Below are 18,143 nucleotides of genomic sequence, written 5' to 3'. Positions count from 1 at the left end.
ATGGACACACGCCACGCAATCACCGTCACGATGTGCTGAACGGTCCCACCTGGCCCTCGCCGAGGCCACATAGAATGGTATGAAGCGTAGCTTTGATTATCAGGTTCAGGCAGCCATCTACTGGGCGACATGCAATGATGCCGCCCCAGCAGGCCTACAACGCACACCGGATCACGCCGAAGCGCCGCCTGAATGTTCAGCCCTCGCGCGTTATAGCGAATGGTTTGTCAGTGGAAAGTAAACCCTCCGTCCACATTAACCGACTGGCCTGTGACGTTCTCCATGGTCGCAAAGAATACGGCGAGCCTGCCCATGTCCTCCGGTGTCTGTGCACGGCCTTGCGGAATCAACGTCAATTGATGACGCGACCATGATTCCTCCACCGACTCTCCGTCGTTTTTCCATTCGTCGGAGAGCCGGTCCCACATGTCGGTCCGCACGATACCCGGGCATATCGCGTTAACTGTAATACCCTCGCGGGCGACTTCTTTCGCCAGCGCATTTGTAAAACCAACAACCGCGAATTTTGAAGCACTGTAGTGAGCAAGATTCGGAAAACCTTCCTTGCCCGCAATCGATGCGACGTTGATGATACGTCCACGCTGCTTCGACTCCATGTAAGGTAGTGCCGCCTTACAAACCAGGAATGTACCCTTTGCGTTGACATCCATCACGAAGTCCCAGTCCTTTTCACTCAACTCGGAGACGGAATGGATATTGAGTACGCCGGCGCAATTCACGACGATGTCGAGTCCGCCGAGTTCGTCGATTGCTTGCGCGACCATGGCGTCAACCATAGCGGACTGCGTGACATCCACCTTCCTTGACGTCGCACGACGCCCCAGAGCCCGCAAGGCGGCTATCGTTTCCGCCATGGGTGCGTCGAGCAAATCGGCCACCATCAAATCGGCACCAGCTCGTGCAAGCTCCAATGCAATGCCGCGTCCAATTCCGCGCGCCCCTCCTGTGACCACAGCGACCTGACCCTGCAACGGTTCACTCATCTCACGTCTCCTTCAAAGTGTACTGTCTATCCCGGACCGCCTAGAGCCATTCGCGCGGCGTGCAAAGCGCGTCAGCCATCAGCGGATGGGCCACCATTCACGCCCGTTCGGCCCGCGATGATATGGCAAGACGTATGCCAGCGCATCTCAGATTATTGCCTACGCGTGAGAAGCGTGGCATCACGGATATTGGCGCGTATGAAACGAATGTTTCCGAACGCCAGAAGACACCTCTCGGTGTTGGAAGCGGAACGTATTGACGCGCCAACCTCGCACGCGAAAAGCGGCCGATGCAACGCGGACCTTGTCCAGCATGGCGTTGAGAGAGCCGAGTCATAATCATGGGGCGTCTCCCGCTGTCGCTGCGCAAACGATTTAGCTCACGACGAGGCATCGCTGCTGCAAACGATCGCGCTACTGCAATCGATGGAAACCGACGCCGCGATCCGATTGCTGGGTGAATGGCTGCCGCATGTCACCTCTGTGTCGATTGGTTGCGCAACGGTCATGAGCAGGCCGCACAGCGCGGCCTGCCGCCCATCCGGTCAACCCGTGCGGCGATCGCCGCACGAGACGTCGTGCTGTAGCGCCCGCTGGCGTGCGAGCACCGGTGCGAGCGCCGCGCCGGTATGGCTGTGCCGGACCTTTGCAAGCGCCTCGGGCGCCGCGGCGGCCACCACCGTCCCGCCGCCGGCGCCGCCTTCCGGGCCCAAGTCGATGATCCAGTCCGCCTCGGCGATCACATCAAGGTCGTGCTCGATCACGACGACGCTGTGCCCGGCATCGACGAGCCGGTGCAACACGTGGATCAGCTTCGCGACATCGGCCATGTGCAAGCCGACCGTCGGCTCATCAAGCACGTATAGCGTATGCGGGACGCGCTGGCCGCGTCGCGCGACGTCATCACGGACCTTGCTCAACTCGGTGACGAGTTTGATGCGTTGCGCCTCGCCCCCGGACAACGTCGGCGACGGCTGTCCCAACGTCAAGTAGCCCAGACCCACGTCCTTCATCAACTGCAACGGATGGGCAATCGATGAGATCGCGCCAAAAAACTCGACTGCCTCGTCAATCTCCATGGTCAGCACGTCACCGATGCTGCGGCCGTGCCACGTGACAGCCAGCGTCTCCGGATTGAACCGTTGCCCGTGACAAACGTCACACGGCACCTTGACGTCCGGCAGGAAGCTCATGCCGATCGTGCGCACGCCCTGTCCTTCGCACGCTGGACAACGGCCGTCGCCAGTGTTGTACGAAAAGCGCGATGCCTGGTAGCCGCGCGCCCGCGCCTCCAACGTCTGCGCAAACAGCTTGCGGATCGCATCCCAGACACCAATGTACGTGGCCGGGCAGGAGCGCGGCGTCTTGCCGATCGGCGTCTGGTCCACTTCCAACACCCGATCGATGCCGTCCCAGCCGGTAATCGACTCACAACCGCGCCACAGATGACGGACACTGATACGCGGACGGGCGTCGGTGCGTGCTAGCACGCTCGCGCGTCGGGCGCGCGCCGACACGTTGTCGGCGTCACCCTGCGCCGCTTTGCGCGCGCGACGCTCCGCTGGCGATGACAGCACCGAGCGCCCGACTGCATCGAGCAGGTTCGCCATCAGAACATCGCGAGCGAGCGTTGACTTGCCGGAACCCGATACGCCCGTGATCGCGACCAGCCGTGCCAGCGGAATCTCGACCGTCACATCGCGCAGGTTGTGCAGCGACGCGCGTTGCACGCTTAGCCAACGTGACGGCACCGTGCGGCCGGCCGCATCGACAGCGCGTCTCAGCTGCAACGGGTGCACGATCGGTTGCGCGAGATAGCGGCCCGTCAATGACCGCGGATCCGCCGCAATGTCGGCGACACGGCCGGATGCGACGAGCGTGCCGCCGCGCTTGCCGGCACCGGGCCCGATGTCGATGATATGGTCCGCGCGCCGGATCGTGTCCTCGTCGTGCTCGACGACGACCAGCGTGTTGCCCTTCTCGCCGAGCTTGCGCAGCGCGTCCAGCAAGATCCGGTTGTCACGCGGATGCAGTCCGATCGTCGGTTCGTCCAGCACATAGCACACCCCTTGTAGGTTGCTGCCGAGCTGCGCGGCAAGGCGGATGCGTTGAGCTTCGCCACCGGACAGGCTTGGCGCCGCGCGATCCAGGCTCAGGTAGCCCAGCCCGACCTCTTCGAGAAATTCGAGCCGACTTTGTATCTCGCTGACGACATCGCGCGCAATCTCCGCATCGCGCCCACCCATCCGCAATTGGCTGATCCAGTGCCGTGTATCCGATACTGTCCACTGCGCGACGGCAACGATGGGCTGACCGGCAAACGTGATCGCCCGCGACACGTCGTTCAGCCGCGTGCCGCCACAATCCGGGCAAGGTTTGTCGCCGACGCCTTCGGGCTCTTGCTCCTCCGAAGGCAGCGTTTGCTCACGACCACGATCATCACCGCCAACGACCGTGTCATCGAACGCGGCGCGTTGCTCGCGAGTCAGTTTCAAACCGGTACCCACGCATGTCGTGCACCAGCCATGCTTGCTGTTATACGAGAACATACGCGGATCTAACTCAGGATAGCTGGTGCCACACACCGGGCATGCGCGCTTGGTTGAGAACACCTTGATCGCGCCAATATCAGCGCCCGAGCTGCCGCGTGTCATGCCGTCGAGCAGGCCATCCAGCGGCCCAAGCACGTGCATCACTCCCTTGCCCACCTCGAGCGTGTCCGCGAGCAGGCGCCGCAACTCACCTTCGTGATCCGCCGACACGACCAGATCGGCGACCGGCAGTTCGATCGTATGCTCGCGGAAGCGGTCCAGCTTCGGCCACGGATCGACACTGACAAACGCACCATCAACACGCAGGTGGGTATTACCCCGTGCCTTCGCCCACTTGGCCAGGTCTGTATAGACGCCCTTGCGGTTCACGACGAGTGGGGCGAGCAAGCCGATATGCTGTCCCTTGTAGTCACGCAGCAACTGTGCGGCGATCGACTCGATGCTCTGCGACGCGACCGGCGTGCCGTCATGCACACAATGCTGCACGCCCAGCTTCACATACAGCAGACGCAGGAAGTGCCACACTTCGGATGTCGTCGCGACCGTGCTCTTGCGGCCGCCGCGCGACAACCGTTGCTCGATTGCGACGGTCGGTGGAATACCATACACCGCGTCGACTTCCGGCCGGCCCGCGGGCTGCACAATCGAGCGGGCATACGCGTTCAGCGACTCGAGATAGCGGCGCTGCCCCTCATGGAACAAAATGTCGAACGCGAGCGTCGACTTGCCTGAGCCCGACACCCCGGTGACCACGTTGAACTTACCGTGGGGGATATCAACATCGAGTGACTTCAGATTGTGCTCGCGCGCGTTAACGATCCGCACCGCCTGTTCAGTGCTCGCGCGTCGCACCCGCGCCGCTGCCAATGCCGTTTGCAGCGCGACGCCGGCGGCAGCGGCCTCGCCGGCCAGGTACGGCACCGACGACTCGTTCACGCCATGCGGACCGGACAACGCCGCACTGTCGCCGCCTGCCTGCAATGCCCGATCGTATTGCAGCAGCGCCTGACCCGTGTGCGACTGCGCGCAGCGCTTCACCTCTTCTGGCGTGCCACTGCACACGAGCTTGCCACCCGCATCACCGCCACCGGGACCGAGATCGATCAGCCAATCCGCCGCACGGATTACATCAAGGTTGTGCTCGATCACAATCAGTGAATGACCACGCTCGAGTAGCTTACCGAACGCACGCATTAGCTTCGCGATGTCATCGAAGTGCAAGCCGGTGGTCGGCTCGTCGAACATGAATAACCGTGCCAGCACGGCGCCCGCCCCCCGGCTCGGCGCGGTCTCGGCGAGAAAACCGGCAAGCTTGAGCCGCTGCGCTTCGCCGCCGGACAGCGTCGGCACGGGCTGCCCGAGTTTCACATATTCGAGCCCGACGTCGATGATCGGCTGCAACACGCGCAGCACTTCCGTATCGCTGGCGAACAGCGCCGCCGCCTCGCTGACCGTCAGCTCCAGTACGTCGGTGATCGACAGGTGGCGCGACGCGCTGCCTGGCGCCGTGCGCTCGATCTTCACATCCAAGACTTCCGCGCGATAACGCTTGCCGTCGCAATCCGGGCAGCGCAGGTACACGTCGCTGAGGAACTGCATCTCGACATGCTCGAAACCCGAGCCGCCACATGTCGGACAGCGCCCGTCTCCGGCATTGAAACTGAATGTGCCGGCCGTGTAGCCGCGCTGCAGCGCGAGCGGCGCCTTGGCAAACAGCTTGCGGATTTCGTCAAACGCGCCCACATAGCTGGCCGGGTTCGACCGCGCCGTCTTGCCGATCGGTGACTGGTCCACGAACACGACGTCGCCCAGTGCGTCGGCGCCGTGCAGCGCACGATAGGCGCCCGGCGCGTCAGTCGGCTTGCCAAAGTGGCGCGCCAGGGCCGGGTGCAGCACGTCCTGCAGCAGCGTTGATTTGCCGGAGCCGGACACACCTGTCACACACACCAGCCTCTGCAGCGGAATCTCGACGGTGACGTCGCGCAAGTTGTGCTCGGTCGCCCCTTCGAGCACTAGTCTTCGCGTCTGCGCATCGACGGGTCGACGCAGCCACTCGGACGCATCGGCGACACGCTTGCGGCCGCCCAGATACGCGCCGGTCAGCGTTGACGCGTCGCGTACGTCAGCCGGCGTGCCATCGTAGACGATCGTACCGCCGCGCTCGCCCGGACCGGGGCCCATGTCGATCAGGCGGTCGGCCGCAAGCATCACGAGCGGATCATGCTCGACGACCACCAGTGTGTTGCCGGCGTCGCGCAATCGCTGCATCGCCTCCACGATCCGGCCGAGGTCGCGCGGGTGCAAGCCGATGCTGGGCTCGTCCAACACGAACAACGTATTGACCAGCGACGTGCCCAGCGCGGTCGTCAGGTTGATCCGCTGCACCTCGCCGCCGGACAGCGTGCGACTCTGCCTGTCCAGCGTCAGGTAGCCCAGACCGACGTCGCACAAGTAGCGCAAGCGGGTCCGCACTTCGGCCAACAACAGCTTCAGTGCATCGTCGAGCAACAGACTCGGCAGCGTTAGCTCGTCGAAAAAACGGCGGATGCGCTCGATCGGCATCAGCATCAGATCATGGATCGTCAAGCCGGGCAACGCTTCGAGCTGCGCACGCGTCCAGTCAACGCCGCGCGGCATGAACCGCTGCTCGCGCGGTAACACCATGTCCGCGTTGGCTTGTGTGCCGAGCCGCCACAGCAGCGCGTCGGTCTTGAGCCGTGCGCCGCCGCACGTATCGCACGGCGTATAGCTGCGATACTTCGACAGCAGCACGCGGATATGCATCTTGTACGACTTCGATTCCAGATAATCGAAGAAACGCCGTACGCCATACCACTGCTGCTGCCAATCGCCGTCCCAATCCGGCGAGCCGTTGATCACCCAATCGCGGTGCTGCGCGGACAACTGCGCCCACGGCGTGTCACGCGGGATGCCCGCGCGCGCCGCGTAACGTATCAGGTCGTCCTGGCACTCCTTCCACGCGGGGGTCTGCATCGGCTTGATCGCGCCATCACGCAGCGACTTGCGCTCGTCTGGGATCACCAGTCCAAGGTCGACGCCGATCACGCGGCCAAAACCGCGACACTTGTCGCACGCGCCATAGGCCGAATTGAACGAGAACAATGCCGACTGCGGCTCCGCGTAGCGCAAATCACTATCCGGGCAATGCAGGCCGGTTGAGAAGCGCCAGGTCTGCGCGGGCACGTCACTGTGCTCAGGCACCTGCACGTCAACGCGTCCGCCGCCGCGCTTGAGCGCCGTCTCGATCGCTTCCACGACTCGCGCCTTGTCAGCGTCGTGCACGCGGAAACGGTCCGCCACGACGTCCAGCAGCTTACGGGAACCGGACGCGGTGGCAACCACGCGCTGCGCATGCACGCGCGTATAACCGCTTGCCGACAGCCACTGTTCGACTTCCGCCTCCGTTGCGGTGTCCGGCAGTTCAACCGAGAATGTTATGATCACCCGTGGATTACGTTCGCGCGTGCGTTCAACAAGCTCCGCGTAGATCGTCTCGGGCGTATCGTGGCGCACCCGCTGCGCGGTCTGCCGGTCAAACAGTTCCGCAGCACGCGCATAGAGCAATTTCAGATGGTCGTTCAACTCGGTCATCGTGCCGACGGTCGAACGTGAGCTGCGCACCGGATTCGTCTGGTCGATCGCGATGGCCGGCGGCACGCCATCGACCCGGTCCACTTGTGGCCGGTCCATGCGGTCTAGGAACTGACGCGCATACGCGCTGAAAGTCTCGACATAGCGCCGTTGCCCTTCCGCATATAGCGTGTCAAAAACGAGACTCGACTTGCCGGAGCCCGACGGTCCGGTCACCACTGTCATCTCGCCCGGGTACAAGTCAAGATCGAGGTTCTTCAGGTTATGCTGGCGTGCGCCACGGATACGGATTGAGTTCGAGGAAGACAATTTATCCGACCATTTTAGGGTATTCCCCGATACTGTACACGCATACAGTATTTTTGTCTTCTAGGATCGTATCAGCGACTAGCATGACGGGCCGCACTAGGCGACAGATCGTCGCATCCGCCTACGCCGCACCACGACCGACGCGCCACGCAACCGCTACCCCCGTCACACGTGACATTGATGAGACAGGCGGCCGCCTGCGCCCGGCGCCACGATATCGTCTCGCACGATCCACAGATACCACGTGCGCATTCTAATCGACACGTCGGATGCCCGTGTTTGTGCTGACGTTATGCGAGTGCCCATTGAGTCCATGCTGCCATTGCAGCACGCCAACCCCCTATGTCAGAAAACTCCGGCGCGTGCATATAAAAAACGCCAAGAGGGGGCGCGCGCCCGACACCCAACCGTGCCCCGGCGCTGGCCCGCTGCTGCAGCCGGCCGACATCCGGCTATAGATGTCGTTTTTACGGCAGCCAGCCGAACATTTACACACCGTTTTTTGGCGAGTGGACAATGCAGATTCCCACTTGGAGAACGCCATGTCTGATCTGTCCGTCTTGAAATATTCGATCCGCCATAGCAGCGAAAAAGGCCGCGAAAGGCAGCAAACACTTCACCGCCGCCTGCGCGTGCGCCGATGACTGGACGCGCTGGCGCTGACCGGCGTCGTCATCGCAACGGCAACGATCGGCACAGGCCATCCGACGCTCGGACTGGGCCTCTATCTCGCTTCAACACTGCCCCTTGTATTCCATGGGACATAATGCGCCAGCAACGCGATCGAAGGCGAACCATGCGCTGGATAGGCGCTGCCACGCTTATGCGGCCCCGGCCAACGTGCGCCGCGCCAGCATCAGTCGCCGATCCCACTGACCGAGCATCCGTGCCGCAACCGGTGGTTTGCTCAGGATGGCGCTGTCATAGCACTTGTCAGCAAATCGCATCACGTCTACGAAGCGAAATCCCTGTGAACGATAGAACGCGATCAGGTGCGATGCCGGATACGGGGTATCGAGCGCAAGCGCCGCGTAGCCGCGGGTGGCCGCCCAATGCTCGGCGAACGCCAGCAGCATCGTGCCGAGCCCGCGTCCCTGCCATGCCGGATCGATGCCAAACTGACGCAGCGTCGCAACATCACGCAGCCGATAGTAAGCGCATGCGGACTCGGCATCGCGTGCGTACAACGTCATTGTGCCAATTGGCGTAGGGCCGTATGCTACGACGAAGCAATCGCCGGCCTGCGCACGCTGCCTCGTCGAGGTGACCGACTGGCCGACGCAGGCGCAGTTTAGCTCCATGGCCCCAAGGCGAGCGAATGCACGATGCAGCATGGCAGTCAACGACGCATAGGAATCCACGCGTGGGTCGAACCGTCTGAGTGTGATGCCTCGTCCGACTGTCCGCGCCTTGCTATCATCGACATACGCGCGCTGCAATGACATGCGACCTCCCACATTGAATCAGTTGTACGAAGTCTAGAGCCCGGTTTTGTGGCGTCGCAAGAAAAAATACCGTAAAAATAGCGGCGACCGTCGCCGCGACGCGCGCCGCGCCGTCAGGCCGCGTGGCTACCACGGGCCGCGCAGATGCCGATCGTGCTGCGCTCGTTATATTCGCGCCAGTAGCGATATTGATCGTTGTATTGCCGTCAATGTCGTTGTTGATCGTTATATTGCCGCCAGTATCGTTGCCGGTCGTTGTATTGCCGCCAATACCGTTGCTGATCGTTATATTGGCGCCAGTATCGTTGTCGATCGTTATATTGCCGCCAGTACCGCTGCTGATCAAGACGTGCCCGCTCGCTCGTGCTGTCGCTGATGCGCATGCGCCAATCGTCGTTTCCGTGCTGCATGGTGCCAGGCTCCACGGCCACGCATCGAAGCGCGTACGCAAGGGCCATCGCGGCCAACAGCATCGCTCGTTTCTTGTGCACGACATTCTCCATTGCATGGCCTATGCAGGACGTGGCACGGTAGCGCGGCATCGCGCTACCGTGCCGAAACGACTTCGCATGCGGCGCGCCGGCAACGCAGTACCTAATACAAAATTCGTCAAGCCGGTTATGCTTTCAGATACATTGGCAAACCCTGGCGAACCATACATGGGCAACCCCAGCAAGACGGTGCAGAAAACAAGCGATGCCGAAGGCATGCTTGACGTCGGCAACGGCCATTCGATCTACTGGCGCGAATTAGGCAATCCGCAGGCGCAGCCAATCGTCGTGCTGCACGGCGGTCCCGGCGGCGCGACGAGCTTGGGCTGGGCCGACCATCTCGATGCGACGCGCTGGCGGATCGTCTTCTTCGACCAGCGCGGCTGCGGTCGCTCCACGCCGTTCGGCGAACTAGAGCACAACGGCATCGTGGATCTAGTGGGCGATATCGAAAAACTGCGCGAACACTTGCGGATCGAGTGCTGGACCGTGTTCGGCGGCTCATGGGGTACGACGCTCGCACTCGCCTATGGCAGCACGCATCCGCAACGCTGTAGCGGATTTCTGTTGCGCGGCGTCTACCTGGCGCGCAAGCGTGATCTGGCCATCGAAAATTCGCGATGCGACGACTTGCTGAACGAAATAGTCGATGCCATGACCAAATGTATCGATCTTCTCCAGGTACTGTCGCAACGGGTGTTTGGTCAGCACGACCAGCGATCCGCCAGGCACCATGGTGCGCTCGATCTCGGCGAGGATCGCGGCAAGATCGGGTGAGGTTTGGAGCGCCCATTTCGATACGATCACGTCGAATACCTGGTCGTCGAATGGCAACGACTCGCCACTTGCCTGCACGATAGTCGCGCCCGGATTGCGGCGTCGCGCAAGCTCGCATAACTGCGCCGCCGGCTCCACGCCGAACAACGTCGCGCCTCGCGCACCGAGTGCGTGCAAATCGTCGCCCGCGCCGCAGCCGATGTCCAGCACGGTCAACCCTGTCAGGTCGCCGGGCACCAGGCTGTGGAATAGGCGTGAACTGTCTTGGTTCTGGTCTTGCGCATCCTGCGCATAACTGTCAGGGAAGCGATCGTACTGGCGGCTCAGATCACCGGTCCGATGATTCGTCGACAACAGTTGCGCTTCCATATCGCTTCCTCTTCAAGATTCGGCATGCCAAGTGACTCTTCCACGCCGGAATCGTAAGGACGCCGACCTGTTCCGACAAAACCGAACGCGAACCGATCGAAGCACTGCCGAAGTAGCTTGTCGGCAAAGCAGCCGCCATGGGCGGCGTTGCCAGGCAGCTCAATGCTCCTATTGCCGTCAGAACGCGTAACGCTGGCTGCGGTTGGCGTGCTTAAAGCGAAGCATGTCATGGTGGCCAGGCACCTTGATTGCGACGACGTCCATGCCGCATTGGCCGATACTCGGATGGGTTCTTGCAAACCACTGGATATTTCACGTTCGCGACATCCTCCACCGTCATTCCCTCCTTCTGGACGGCCACGACGCAACTAGATGTGCCGACGTAGCTGGTGAACTACCATGGTGTATTCGCTAGTGGATGGGTTACTGCAACGCCGAAATTTCAATAGGGGCGACTCAGACTCGCTGAACACCCTCTATTCGGCTGTACTTACGCGCATTGGGGAAATCGCTGAAATCAATATCTGTTAACCGGAGAGAGGCATGGACAAGCACACTCACCCATACGAGTTTCGGCGCGCTGCACGGGCTGGTCTGTATGATCAGCCAACTGCCGGATACTGTGAAGGCTATGTGCAAGCGAATCTGATGATTCTTCCACACGAATATGCCGCTGATTTCGCGAGGTTTTGCGCACTAAATCCACGCGCCTGTCCATTGCTTGCCGTCGGAGAAGTTGGCAGCTGGAACTTGCCAACGTTAGGCGAGGACATTGACATTCGAACTGACCTACCGCGATACACCGTGTATCGAAACGGCAAGCCCTCTAATTCACTGACCGACCTCAATAAGGTGTGGAGAGGTGACCTCGTCGTTTTTGCACTCGGATGCTCGTTTTCATTCGATCATCTGCTTTTGAAAAACGGTTTACCCGTGCGACACATTGAGTTAGGCGGAAGCGCTCCTGTGTTCGTTTCGAACATCGATAATCATCGAAGCGGTCCCTTTGGCGGAAAACTCGCTGTTTCGATGCGCCCGTTCAGCGTGGCGCAAACCATTCAAGCTATCGAAATCACAAGTCGTTATCCGCAGGTACACGGTGCGCCGGTTCACTTTGGCAATCCTTTGGAAATCGGAATCACAGATGTTGGCCAGCCTGATTTCCCCGGGCTGCCGGCCGTGCGAACCGGTGAAATTCCTGTCTTTTGGGCTTGCGGGCTTACCCCGCAAGTCGCCGTGATGGCAGCTGAGCTTCCGTTTGCTATCGGTCATGCTGCGGGGCACATGTTGATTACGGACATCTCAATTGAAACGCTTTTATCCTGACAGGTTGCAGACGCTATCGACTCCACGAAGACACTTCATTGCCGACTCTCAGACTCGGCGACGGAGTCATCCACCTATCATCAAAGCTGCGGAGCGTTTCATGCAGTTTTACTAGGCTTCGGTGGCCGCTAACAGTGCTTTGTTGGACGTAGGATCGAAGTCATTCGTCGAGGTAACGCAGACCGCATCAGAAGATGTCAGCTTGAACACAGAAAACTACAGGCTACATGTGGACAAAATTTGCTGAATCGGGTTTTCGTTGGCAACGGTCGGTCCGGTCAATGCCCGCAGGCTCAGCAACATCGTAGCGTTATGCCACGATATAGAGCACCATCGACGATGGATTCCATTGAACCTCGAATTCGGCTGGACATACCTGTTAAGGCGTGTCTAGCCCAGCGCATGTGTAGCTCGGGCAGCGTCTGATCGACGCCTTCACCGCGCCGCTGCCCTGCTGCCCTGCTGCCCTATCCTGCGCTGCCGGCGGCATGAGGCGGTTCAGACATCGGCGTCACTTAATAGAATATATAAATTGCATTTATAAAACCAATCAAATTTACCTAATATCCTGCCGCCGACATACTGGAGTCCTGGATCGAAACCCTACAAACAGGAGGACCGAATGTCGATCATCAACAGCCGGATCAAGCCGTTCAACGCAACCGCCTATCACAACGGTCAATTCGTGCCGGTCAGCGACCAGACACTCAAGGGTAAGTGGTCGATGATCGTCTTCTATCCGGCCGATTTCACCTTCGTCTGCCCGACCGAACTCGATGATCTGGCTGACCGATACGCTGAGTTTCAGCAACTCGGTGTCGAGATCTACAGCGTATCAACCGACACGCATTTCACACATAAAGCGTGGCACGACACGTCGGACACGATCGGCAAAATCGCCTATCCCATGATCGGCGACCCGACGCAGGCGATCTCGCGCAACTTCGAGGTGCTCGTCGAAGAGGAAGGCATGGCGCTACGGGGCACGTTCGTCGTCAACCCGGAAGGCGAAATCAAGTTATGCGAAATCCATGACAACGGCATCGGCCGCGACGCCGGTGAATTGCTACGCAAGGTGCAAGCGGCCCAGTATGTCGCTGCGCATCCGGGCGAAGTCTGCCCTGCGAAATGGTCTCCCGGCGCGCAAACGCTCAAGCCGTCGCTGGGCCTGATCGGAAAGATCTGACGCAAGACACCGCATGACGCGCGGCGCCGTTACCACGAAGGCGCCGCGTGCCCCAATACCTACCCAATTGGAACTGACATGCTCGACGCAACCCTGAAAAGTCAACTCAAAACGTACCTGGAAAAGGTCAACCGACCAATCGAAATCGTCGCATCGGTCGACGACAGCGACAAGTCGCGCGAACTGCTCGCGTTGTTCGACGATATTGCGTCGCTGTCCGGCCACATCCGTGTCAACGTGCGGCGTGACGACGAACCGCGCAAGCCGTCGTTCTCGATTGGCGAGCCGGGCAAGCCCAGCGGCATCCGTTTTGCGGGCATCCCGCTCGGCCACGAGTTCACGTCGCTGGTGCTTGCGCTGCTGCAAACCGGCGGACACCCATTGAAGCTCGACGATGCGCTAATTCAGCAGATCCGTGAACTGGACGGAGACTACCAGTTCGAAACGTATTTTTCGCTATCCTGCCAAAACTGCCCGGAAGTCGTGCAAGCGCTCAACCTGATGACATTGATCAACCCACGCATCCGGCATGTCGCGATCGATGGTGCGCTGTTTCAGGATGAGGTCCAAGCCCGGCAAATCATGGCGGTGCCCATGATGTTCTTAAACGGCGAGCTGTTCGGTCAGGGCCGCAGCGGCATCAAGGATATCCTCGCCAAGCTGGACAGCAGCGCAAGTGAGCGCACGGCGCAGTCGCTACAGAACAAGCCAGTGTTCGACGTACTGATCGTCGGTGGCGGACCGGCGGGCGCGGCTGCGGCCATCTACGCCGCACGCAAGGGTATCGCCACGGGGGTGGTGGCCGAACGCTTCGGCGGGCAGGTGCTCGATACGCTAGCCATCGAGAACTTTGTGTCAGTGCAGGAAACGGAAGGACCCAAGTTCGCCACGGCGCTCGAACAGCACGTAACACAGTACGACGTCGACATCATGGATACGCAACGCGCCGACGCACTGATTCCCGGCCCCGTGCATCAGGTGCGGCTCGCCAGCGGCGCGGTGCTGAAGGCGAAAACCATTGTACTCGCCACCGGCGCGCGTTGGCGCGAGATCGACGTGCCAGGCGAGCGAGAATATCGCAACCGCGGCGTCGCCTATTGTCCGCACTGCGATGGGCCCCTCTTCAAAGGCAAGCGTGTCGCCGTCGTGGGAGGCGGCAATTCGGGCGTCGAGGCGGCCATCGACTTGGCGGGCATCGTCAGTCATGTCACGCTGCTCGAATACGGCCCCCAGTTACGCGCCGACGCGGTGTTGCAGCGCAAGCTGAACAGCCTATCCAACGTCACGGTGATCACACAAGCACAGACTACCCGGATCATGGGCAACGGTAGCAAGGTGGACGGGCTGACGTACCGGGATCTTCGCACAGGTGAATCGCAACACATCGAACTGGCGGGCGTGTTCGTGCAAATCGGCCTGGTACCCAATACGGAGTGGCTGAAGGGCACAGTCGAGTTGTCGACGCACGGTGAAATCGTCGTCGATGCCAAGGGGGCAACGTCGGTACCTGGGGTATTCGCTGCCGGCGACGTGACCACGGTGCCGTTCAAGCAGATCGTGATCGCCATTGGCGAAGGAGCGAAAGCGTCGCTCGGCGCGTTCGAACACCTAATCCGCCATGCCGACCCGGTGGTGATCGAGCCGTTGCCCGCCAGTAAATTGCAAGCGGCGTGACGACAGAGTGCCGGGGCGGGGGTGGCCGCCCCGGCATCCATGACGGTGAACGCTGAAGAATGACCCGATAGTGAAGGTGGGGGAACGCCCTCGCTTGCCGCGATGTTCGGCGAATCGCCTCCGGAACATGGCCAACCGGCAGCGGGCGGCGCCCGGGGAACGTAGCCGAACATATTGGCCACAAACGGCACCCGCGATAGCCCATGTCAACCGCGCGGTGTCGGCGACGGCAGTGTCTCGAAGTCCCAACCGATACTGGCATACGCACGTGCGGCCCTTTGAGGGTCCGACGACCGTCTGGCATCATCGAAATCATGCGCCGGTCCAACTGTCATCGATGCCACACCATTAATTAACGAACCAAAGCAATTTACCGAAGCAAGATACATCTCACCCGACCTGAGATGTTCAATAGCATCGCGTCCGAATACCCTGCTTTCGACCAGATGCGCCCCCGTATAGGTTTGCGTACCGGAGCACAACCCTTTCATATTCGCAATGACCTCGTCATGCGCGTGATCTGATATGCCAATGTTCTGTTTCTCCAATAGGCCACTGATCTGTCGCACCGCGGGAGGGTAATACTTGGCTTCAGGATGCTGGGCAAAGACGGCGGCCTGGCTCGTCACGTTTCTGCGTCTTGCCATCGACTTGCGGCACGCGAGCGCGGGCAGTTCAGCCAACATTCCATCTGGCTTTGAACCGGCACGTGCTAGCCCCTGTCCCGCGACTTCACTACGTGTATTCAGCTCATTGTGAAACGACAAGGAATCCACCTGCGACGAGCCTGGATTAATCGTATTAACTTGCATGGGGGCCTCACTACTAAACTGTCAAACAAAGGCATCTGACTTGACGGAAATGCAACATGTAATGTCTCAACAATGTCATTCATGCTCAATCAGATTAGGTTTTCTCACATAACCAATATTCAGGATAGCGATATAAAATACTTTTTAGCGAAGTCTCGACGATCTCATAATTATTGACTAGCATTTCTAATTAAAAAATGCTGCACCGCCTTGAAAACAACGATACCTCAGATTCGGCTGACAGTTCTGCGGCACCGCGTCACCCCTGCGGCGCTGCGTCACAGTATGGCGACAGCGTATGCTCTATACTTCTTCGCGGGATAGGTTAGAGACCGCTGAACGATGGTCCATATACGTGATCGCATAATCATGCACAACGGCGACCTTTGCGGTGAATCCGCATAACATCCTTTCGACCAGTGTGCCATCCGCGTTTAACGTTGCTCCGCTACCAATGGATTGATAACCGGCTTCATCCATGCAGGATACAGCATGCGCGGCATACCCAATGTTGATGCCGTGTCACGGTAGCAAAGCGCCCGCTCGGTGCGATTCATCGCGCGCCATGCGACAGGCCCGTACGTGGGCCTGATTTACGGCATCGGCGCTCAAGGGCTCCCGAATAACCTCACCTTTGCGGCGCCCGCTGCTGCGTCGCACCAGCATCCCACGCCCCTGTCCCGAATGCTCTCACCTTCGGGATGTCGGGCCGCCTATCTGCATCACGCTCGCCTGGTAGGGTTCGTTCGGATCTCAAATGGCCCGCGCCAATTCTTCGACTTGCAGAACGTCGGCCATCACGTGGTCAGCGACTACGTTGTACCCTCGGCGAGCGCTCGCCGAGCCGCCGCGACCGACCAGCGGGTTGGAACATCATTGCTGACAGCGCGGCATTGGAAAGCATGCTGCCCGGCCACTGCCCTGGCTGGGCGATGCTGCGTGGGGCATCCTCGTCGCGGAAGGCGTAAAAACCGAGGCGCGACTGCGCGGCGCGCCTTGGTCACCGCCGTGGCCGATGCGCGCAGTCAGCACTCACTTCAGCAACTTGTCCAGCCATCCGACGTAGCGATCGGCGAAACCTTGCAAGAACTGCTTCGTTCTGGCGTTCGCAATGTCGCCATCGGCATTGAACGTATCGTCCTTGACGTGCAGGAAGACCTCGGGTTGACCGAGCGTGGGCACATCTAGGTACGCCAGTACGTTGCGCAGCTGCTGCTGGGCGATCGCCGTACCGATCGTGCCAATTGAAGCGCCTGCCACCGCAGCCGGCTTGCCAGCAAACGAGCTCTTGCCATACGGACGGGAGGCCCAGTCGATCGCGTTTTTCAACACGCCGGGCAGGCCGCGGTTGTACTCGGGGGTGAAGAACCACAACGCCTGCGCCGCCTCAATGTCAAGCTTTAGCCGGCTGACCGGCTCCGGCATCTGCACTTCCAGATCCTCACTAAACAATGGCAACGTGGCAATATCGATGAACCGGCACTCGAGCCGGTCGCCCGCCAGCCGCGCGAGCGCATGCGCGAGCTTCTTGTTCCACGAATCCACGCGGATACTTCCGACTATTACCGCAACTTTGTAGGCCATCACGCCCTCCTTCGAACGGGTGGATAGAACAATGCACGCCCATACTGACCATCGCGCGCGACTTCTCCTCACTATAGCGGCGCTGAATAAAAGTATCGAGCAGCGCGTCCGATACATTCGGACAACATCGGCCAACATTGCCCAGGCTCACACGCGCTGCGCGCGTCAGCATGCTGCATCGGCGCAATCACCCGTTACACCTTCAGGCGTTTGCATACAACCGTGATGTACGCGCATGGCCGTCCTGAGCCGTTGTTCTACGGAAAGGCGCCGTCTTTACGCCGGTGCCCCGACTAATTCACAGGAGAATTCGCATGGAATATGCCATCCCGACGATTCAGCGCCTGCGCGCGCTCGTGCTCACCGCAGCCGTACCCGCCGCGCTTGCCGCGTGCGTGGTGGAGCCCGCACGCCCGCCGCAACCGGCCCCCGTCGTGGAGATGGTACCGGGCGGTCCCATGCCGGGATACCATTGGACTAAGGGCCACTATCGTGTGGGACTACGATCACTGGAAATGGGTGCGCGGACACTGGGCGCCCAATGATTAATCTTCTTGCTTTTCGCGTGTTAGTGGCTACGATCATTCAATTAGGGCTGGCAGCCCGCCCAGCCCTGGATGATGCGCCGTGGCGCGGCCGTGCGCACCGTCCCCGTCCGCGCCACGCGGGGAGCCTATCATGGAGATCATTTTCGTCAATACACCGCCGGAATTCCGCGACTGGAATCTGACCGTGGGGTTCACCGCGAAGGTCGATGACCGACCAGTCGATTGCTCGATCTCGGCAGAAGCGCTCGAGGACCATTTCGGCGCGGAGTCAACCGATCCGGGCGACCTGTTGGCGGCGTTCGACCGGCACCGCGCGGCGATCGAGCATGCCGCATTTAACGTGCTTCAAGGTTCGGGTTTCAACGAGATCTTGTTGCGTAGCGGCTACCTGCGCTTCCAGCAATGCCGCGAAGCGGCACGCGCGACACAGTGTGGCTGACGCCGCGCCTCTATC

11 protein-coding genes and 2 pseudogenes are annotated in these 18,143 nt (G+C 60.5%); 7 read left to right on the top strand and 6 right to left on the bottom strand.

Translation table 11 applies throughout. The annotated features are described in order from the left end of the window. Window positions 1-227 precede the first annotated feature (227 nt). The 3 genes from KQH55_RS10460 to KQH55_RS10450 form a co-directional block, all read right to left on the bottom strand. Window positions 228-1,004, bottom strand: coding sequence for an SDR family NAD(P)-dependent oxidoreductase (locus tag KQH55_RS10460; protein ID WP_235090798.1), 777 nt, complete (start codon window positions 1,002-1,004; stop codon window positions 228-230). A gap of 545 nt (window positions 1,005-1,549) precedes the next feature. Next, complete coding sequence (uvrA, locus tag KQH55_RS10455) at window positions 1,550-7,477, bottom strand: excinuclease ABC subunit UvrA (protein WP_235090796.1); 5,928 nt, start codon at window positions 7,475-7,477, stop codon at window positions 1,550-1,552. 821 nt (window positions 7,478-8,298) lie between these two features. After that, window positions 8,299-8,922, bottom strand: coding sequence for a GNAT family N-acetyltransferase (locus KQH55_RS10450; RefSeq protein WP_235090794.1), 624 nt, complete (start codon window positions 8,920-8,922; stop codon window positions 8,299-8,301). Window positions 8,923-8,968: 46 nt separating this feature from the next. Here KQH55_RS10450 and KQH55_RS10445 point away from each other — a divergent pair, with 46 nt between their 5' ends. Continuing rightward, a complete protein-coding gene (locus KQH55_RS10445; protein WP_235090890.1) occupies window positions 8,969-9,298 on the top strand; it encodes a hypothetical protein in 330 nt (109 codons plus the stop codon). A 130-nt stretch (window positions 9,299-9,428) separates the two neighbouring features. Beyond that, window positions 9,429-9,956: pseudogene (locus tag KQH55_RS16700) on the top strand (alpha/beta fold hydrolase); the annotation flags it as partial. On the opposite strand, the gene KQH55_RS10435 reads toward KQH55_RS16700, so the two are convergent. Next, window positions 9,915-10,559 (bottom strand): class I SAM-dependent methyltransferase, encoded by a 645-nt coding sequence (locus KQH55_RS10435; protein WP_235090791.1) that lies wholly within the window; start codon window positions 10,557-10,559, stop codon window positions 9,915-9,917. The pseudogene KQH55_RS16700 and the gene KQH55_RS10435 sit on opposite strands and share 42 nt — an antisense overlap. 543 nt (window positions 10,560-11,102) lie before the next feature. Between KQH55_RS10435 and KQH55_RS10430 the strand changes: the two genes are divergently transcribed. The 3 genes from KQH55_RS10430 to ahpF all read left to right on the top strand — a co-directional run bounded on the left by KQH55_RS10430 (window position 11,103) and on the right by ahpF (window position 14,745). Further along, window positions 11,103-11,885 carry a putative hydro-lyase gene (locus KQH55_RS10430; protein WP_235090790.1) on the top strand — a complete coding sequence of 261 codons (783 nt, stop codon included), beginning with the start codon at window positions 11,103-11,105 and terminating at the stop codon, window positions 11,883-11,885. A gap of 622 nt (window positions 11,886-12,507) precedes the next feature. After that, window positions 12,508-13,071: an alkyl hydroperoxide reductase subunit C gene (gene ahpC / locus KQH55_RS10425; RefSeq protein ID WP_235090788.1), complete on the top strand. Its 564-nt coding sequence runs from the start codon at window positions 12,508-12,510 to the stop codon at window positions 13,069-13,071. Between the two features lie 78 nt (window positions 13,072-13,149). Then, entirely contained in the window at window positions 13,150-14,745 is a 1,596-nt protein-coding gene (gene ahpF / locus KQH55_RS10420; protein ID WP_235090786.1) for an alkyl hydroperoxide reductase subunit F, read from the top strand. 206 nt (window positions 14,746-14,951) lie between these two features. Here the strand turns inward: ahpF and KQH55_RS10415 are convergent, their stop codons facing one another. Beyond that, window positions 14,952-15,557, bottom strand: a complete 606-nt coding sequence (locus KQH55_RS10415; protein WP_235090784.1) for a hypothetical protein — start codon at window positions 15,555-15,557, stop codon at window positions 14,952-14,954. A gap of 1,032 nt (window positions 15,558-16,589) precedes the next feature. Beyond that, on the bottom strand, window positions 16,590-17,141 hold the full coding sequence (locus KQH55_RS10410; RefSeq protein ID WP_076788236.1) for an NADPH-dependent FMN reductase: 552 nt from the start codon (window positions 17,139-17,141) through the stop codon (window positions 16,590-16,592). Window positions 17,142-17,455: 314 nt separating this feature from the next. Here KQH55_RS10410 and KQH55_RS10405 point away from each other — a divergent pair. After that, window positions 17,456-17,690: pseudogene (locus KQH55_RS10405) on the top strand (hypothetical protein). Between the two features lie 129 nt (window positions 17,691-17,819). Further along, the gene (locus KQH55_RS10400; RefSeq protein WP_235090782.1) at window positions 17,820-18,128 is read left to right on the top strand and encodes a DUF1488 domain-containing protein; all 309 of its coding nucleotides are present in this window, start codon (window positions 17,820-17,822) and stop codon (window positions 18,126-18,128) included. Window positions 18,129-18,143 lie beyond the last annotated feature (15 nt).

It is taken from the genome of Mycetohabitans sp. B3 (assembly GCF_021498065.1).
Taxonomy (GTDB): Bacteria; Pseudomonadota; Gammaproteobacteria; order Burkholderiales; family Burkholderiaceae; genus Mycetohabitans.
The sequence above is the reverse complement of the archived record's forward strand: the minus strand, read 5'-3'. Positions and strand labels throughout refer to the sequence as shown.

Coding starts and splice junctions, on each gene's coding strand:
- KQH55_RS10460 (WP_235090798.1), bottom strand. CDS start 1,004: ATGAGTGAACCGTTGCAGGGTCAGGTCGCTGTGGTCACAGGAGGGGCG.
- KQH55_RS10450 (WP_235090794.1), bottom strand. CDS start 8,922: ATGTCATTGCAGCGCGCGTATGTCGATGATAGCAAGGCGCGGACAGTC.
- KQH55_RS10435 (WP_235090791.1), bottom strand. CDS start 10,559: ATGGAAGCGCAACTGTTGTCGACGAATCATCGGACCGGTGATCTGAGC.
- KQH55_RS10430 (WP_235090790.1), top strand. CDS start 11,103: ATGGACAAGCACACTCACCCATACGAGTTTCGGCGCGCTGCACGGGCT.
- ahpC (WP_235090788.1), top strand. CDS start 12,508: ATGTCGATCATCAACAGCCGGATCAAGCCGTTCAACGCAACCGCCTAT.
- ahpF (WP_235090786.1), top strand. CDS start 13,150: ATGCTCGACGCAACCCTGAAAAGTCAACTCAAAACGTACCTGGAAAAG.
- KQH55_RS10415 (WP_235090784.1), bottom strand. CDS start 15,557: ATGCAAGTTAATACGATTAATCCAGGCTCGTCGCAGGTGGATTCCTTG.
- KQH55_RS10410 (WP_076788236.1), bottom strand. CDS start 17,141: ATGGCCTACAAAGTTGCGGTAATAGTCGGAAGTATCCGCGTGGATTCG.
- KQH55_RS10400 (WP_235090782.1), top strand. CDS start 17,820: ATGGAGATCATTTTCGTCAATACACCGCCGGAATTCCGCGACTGGAAT.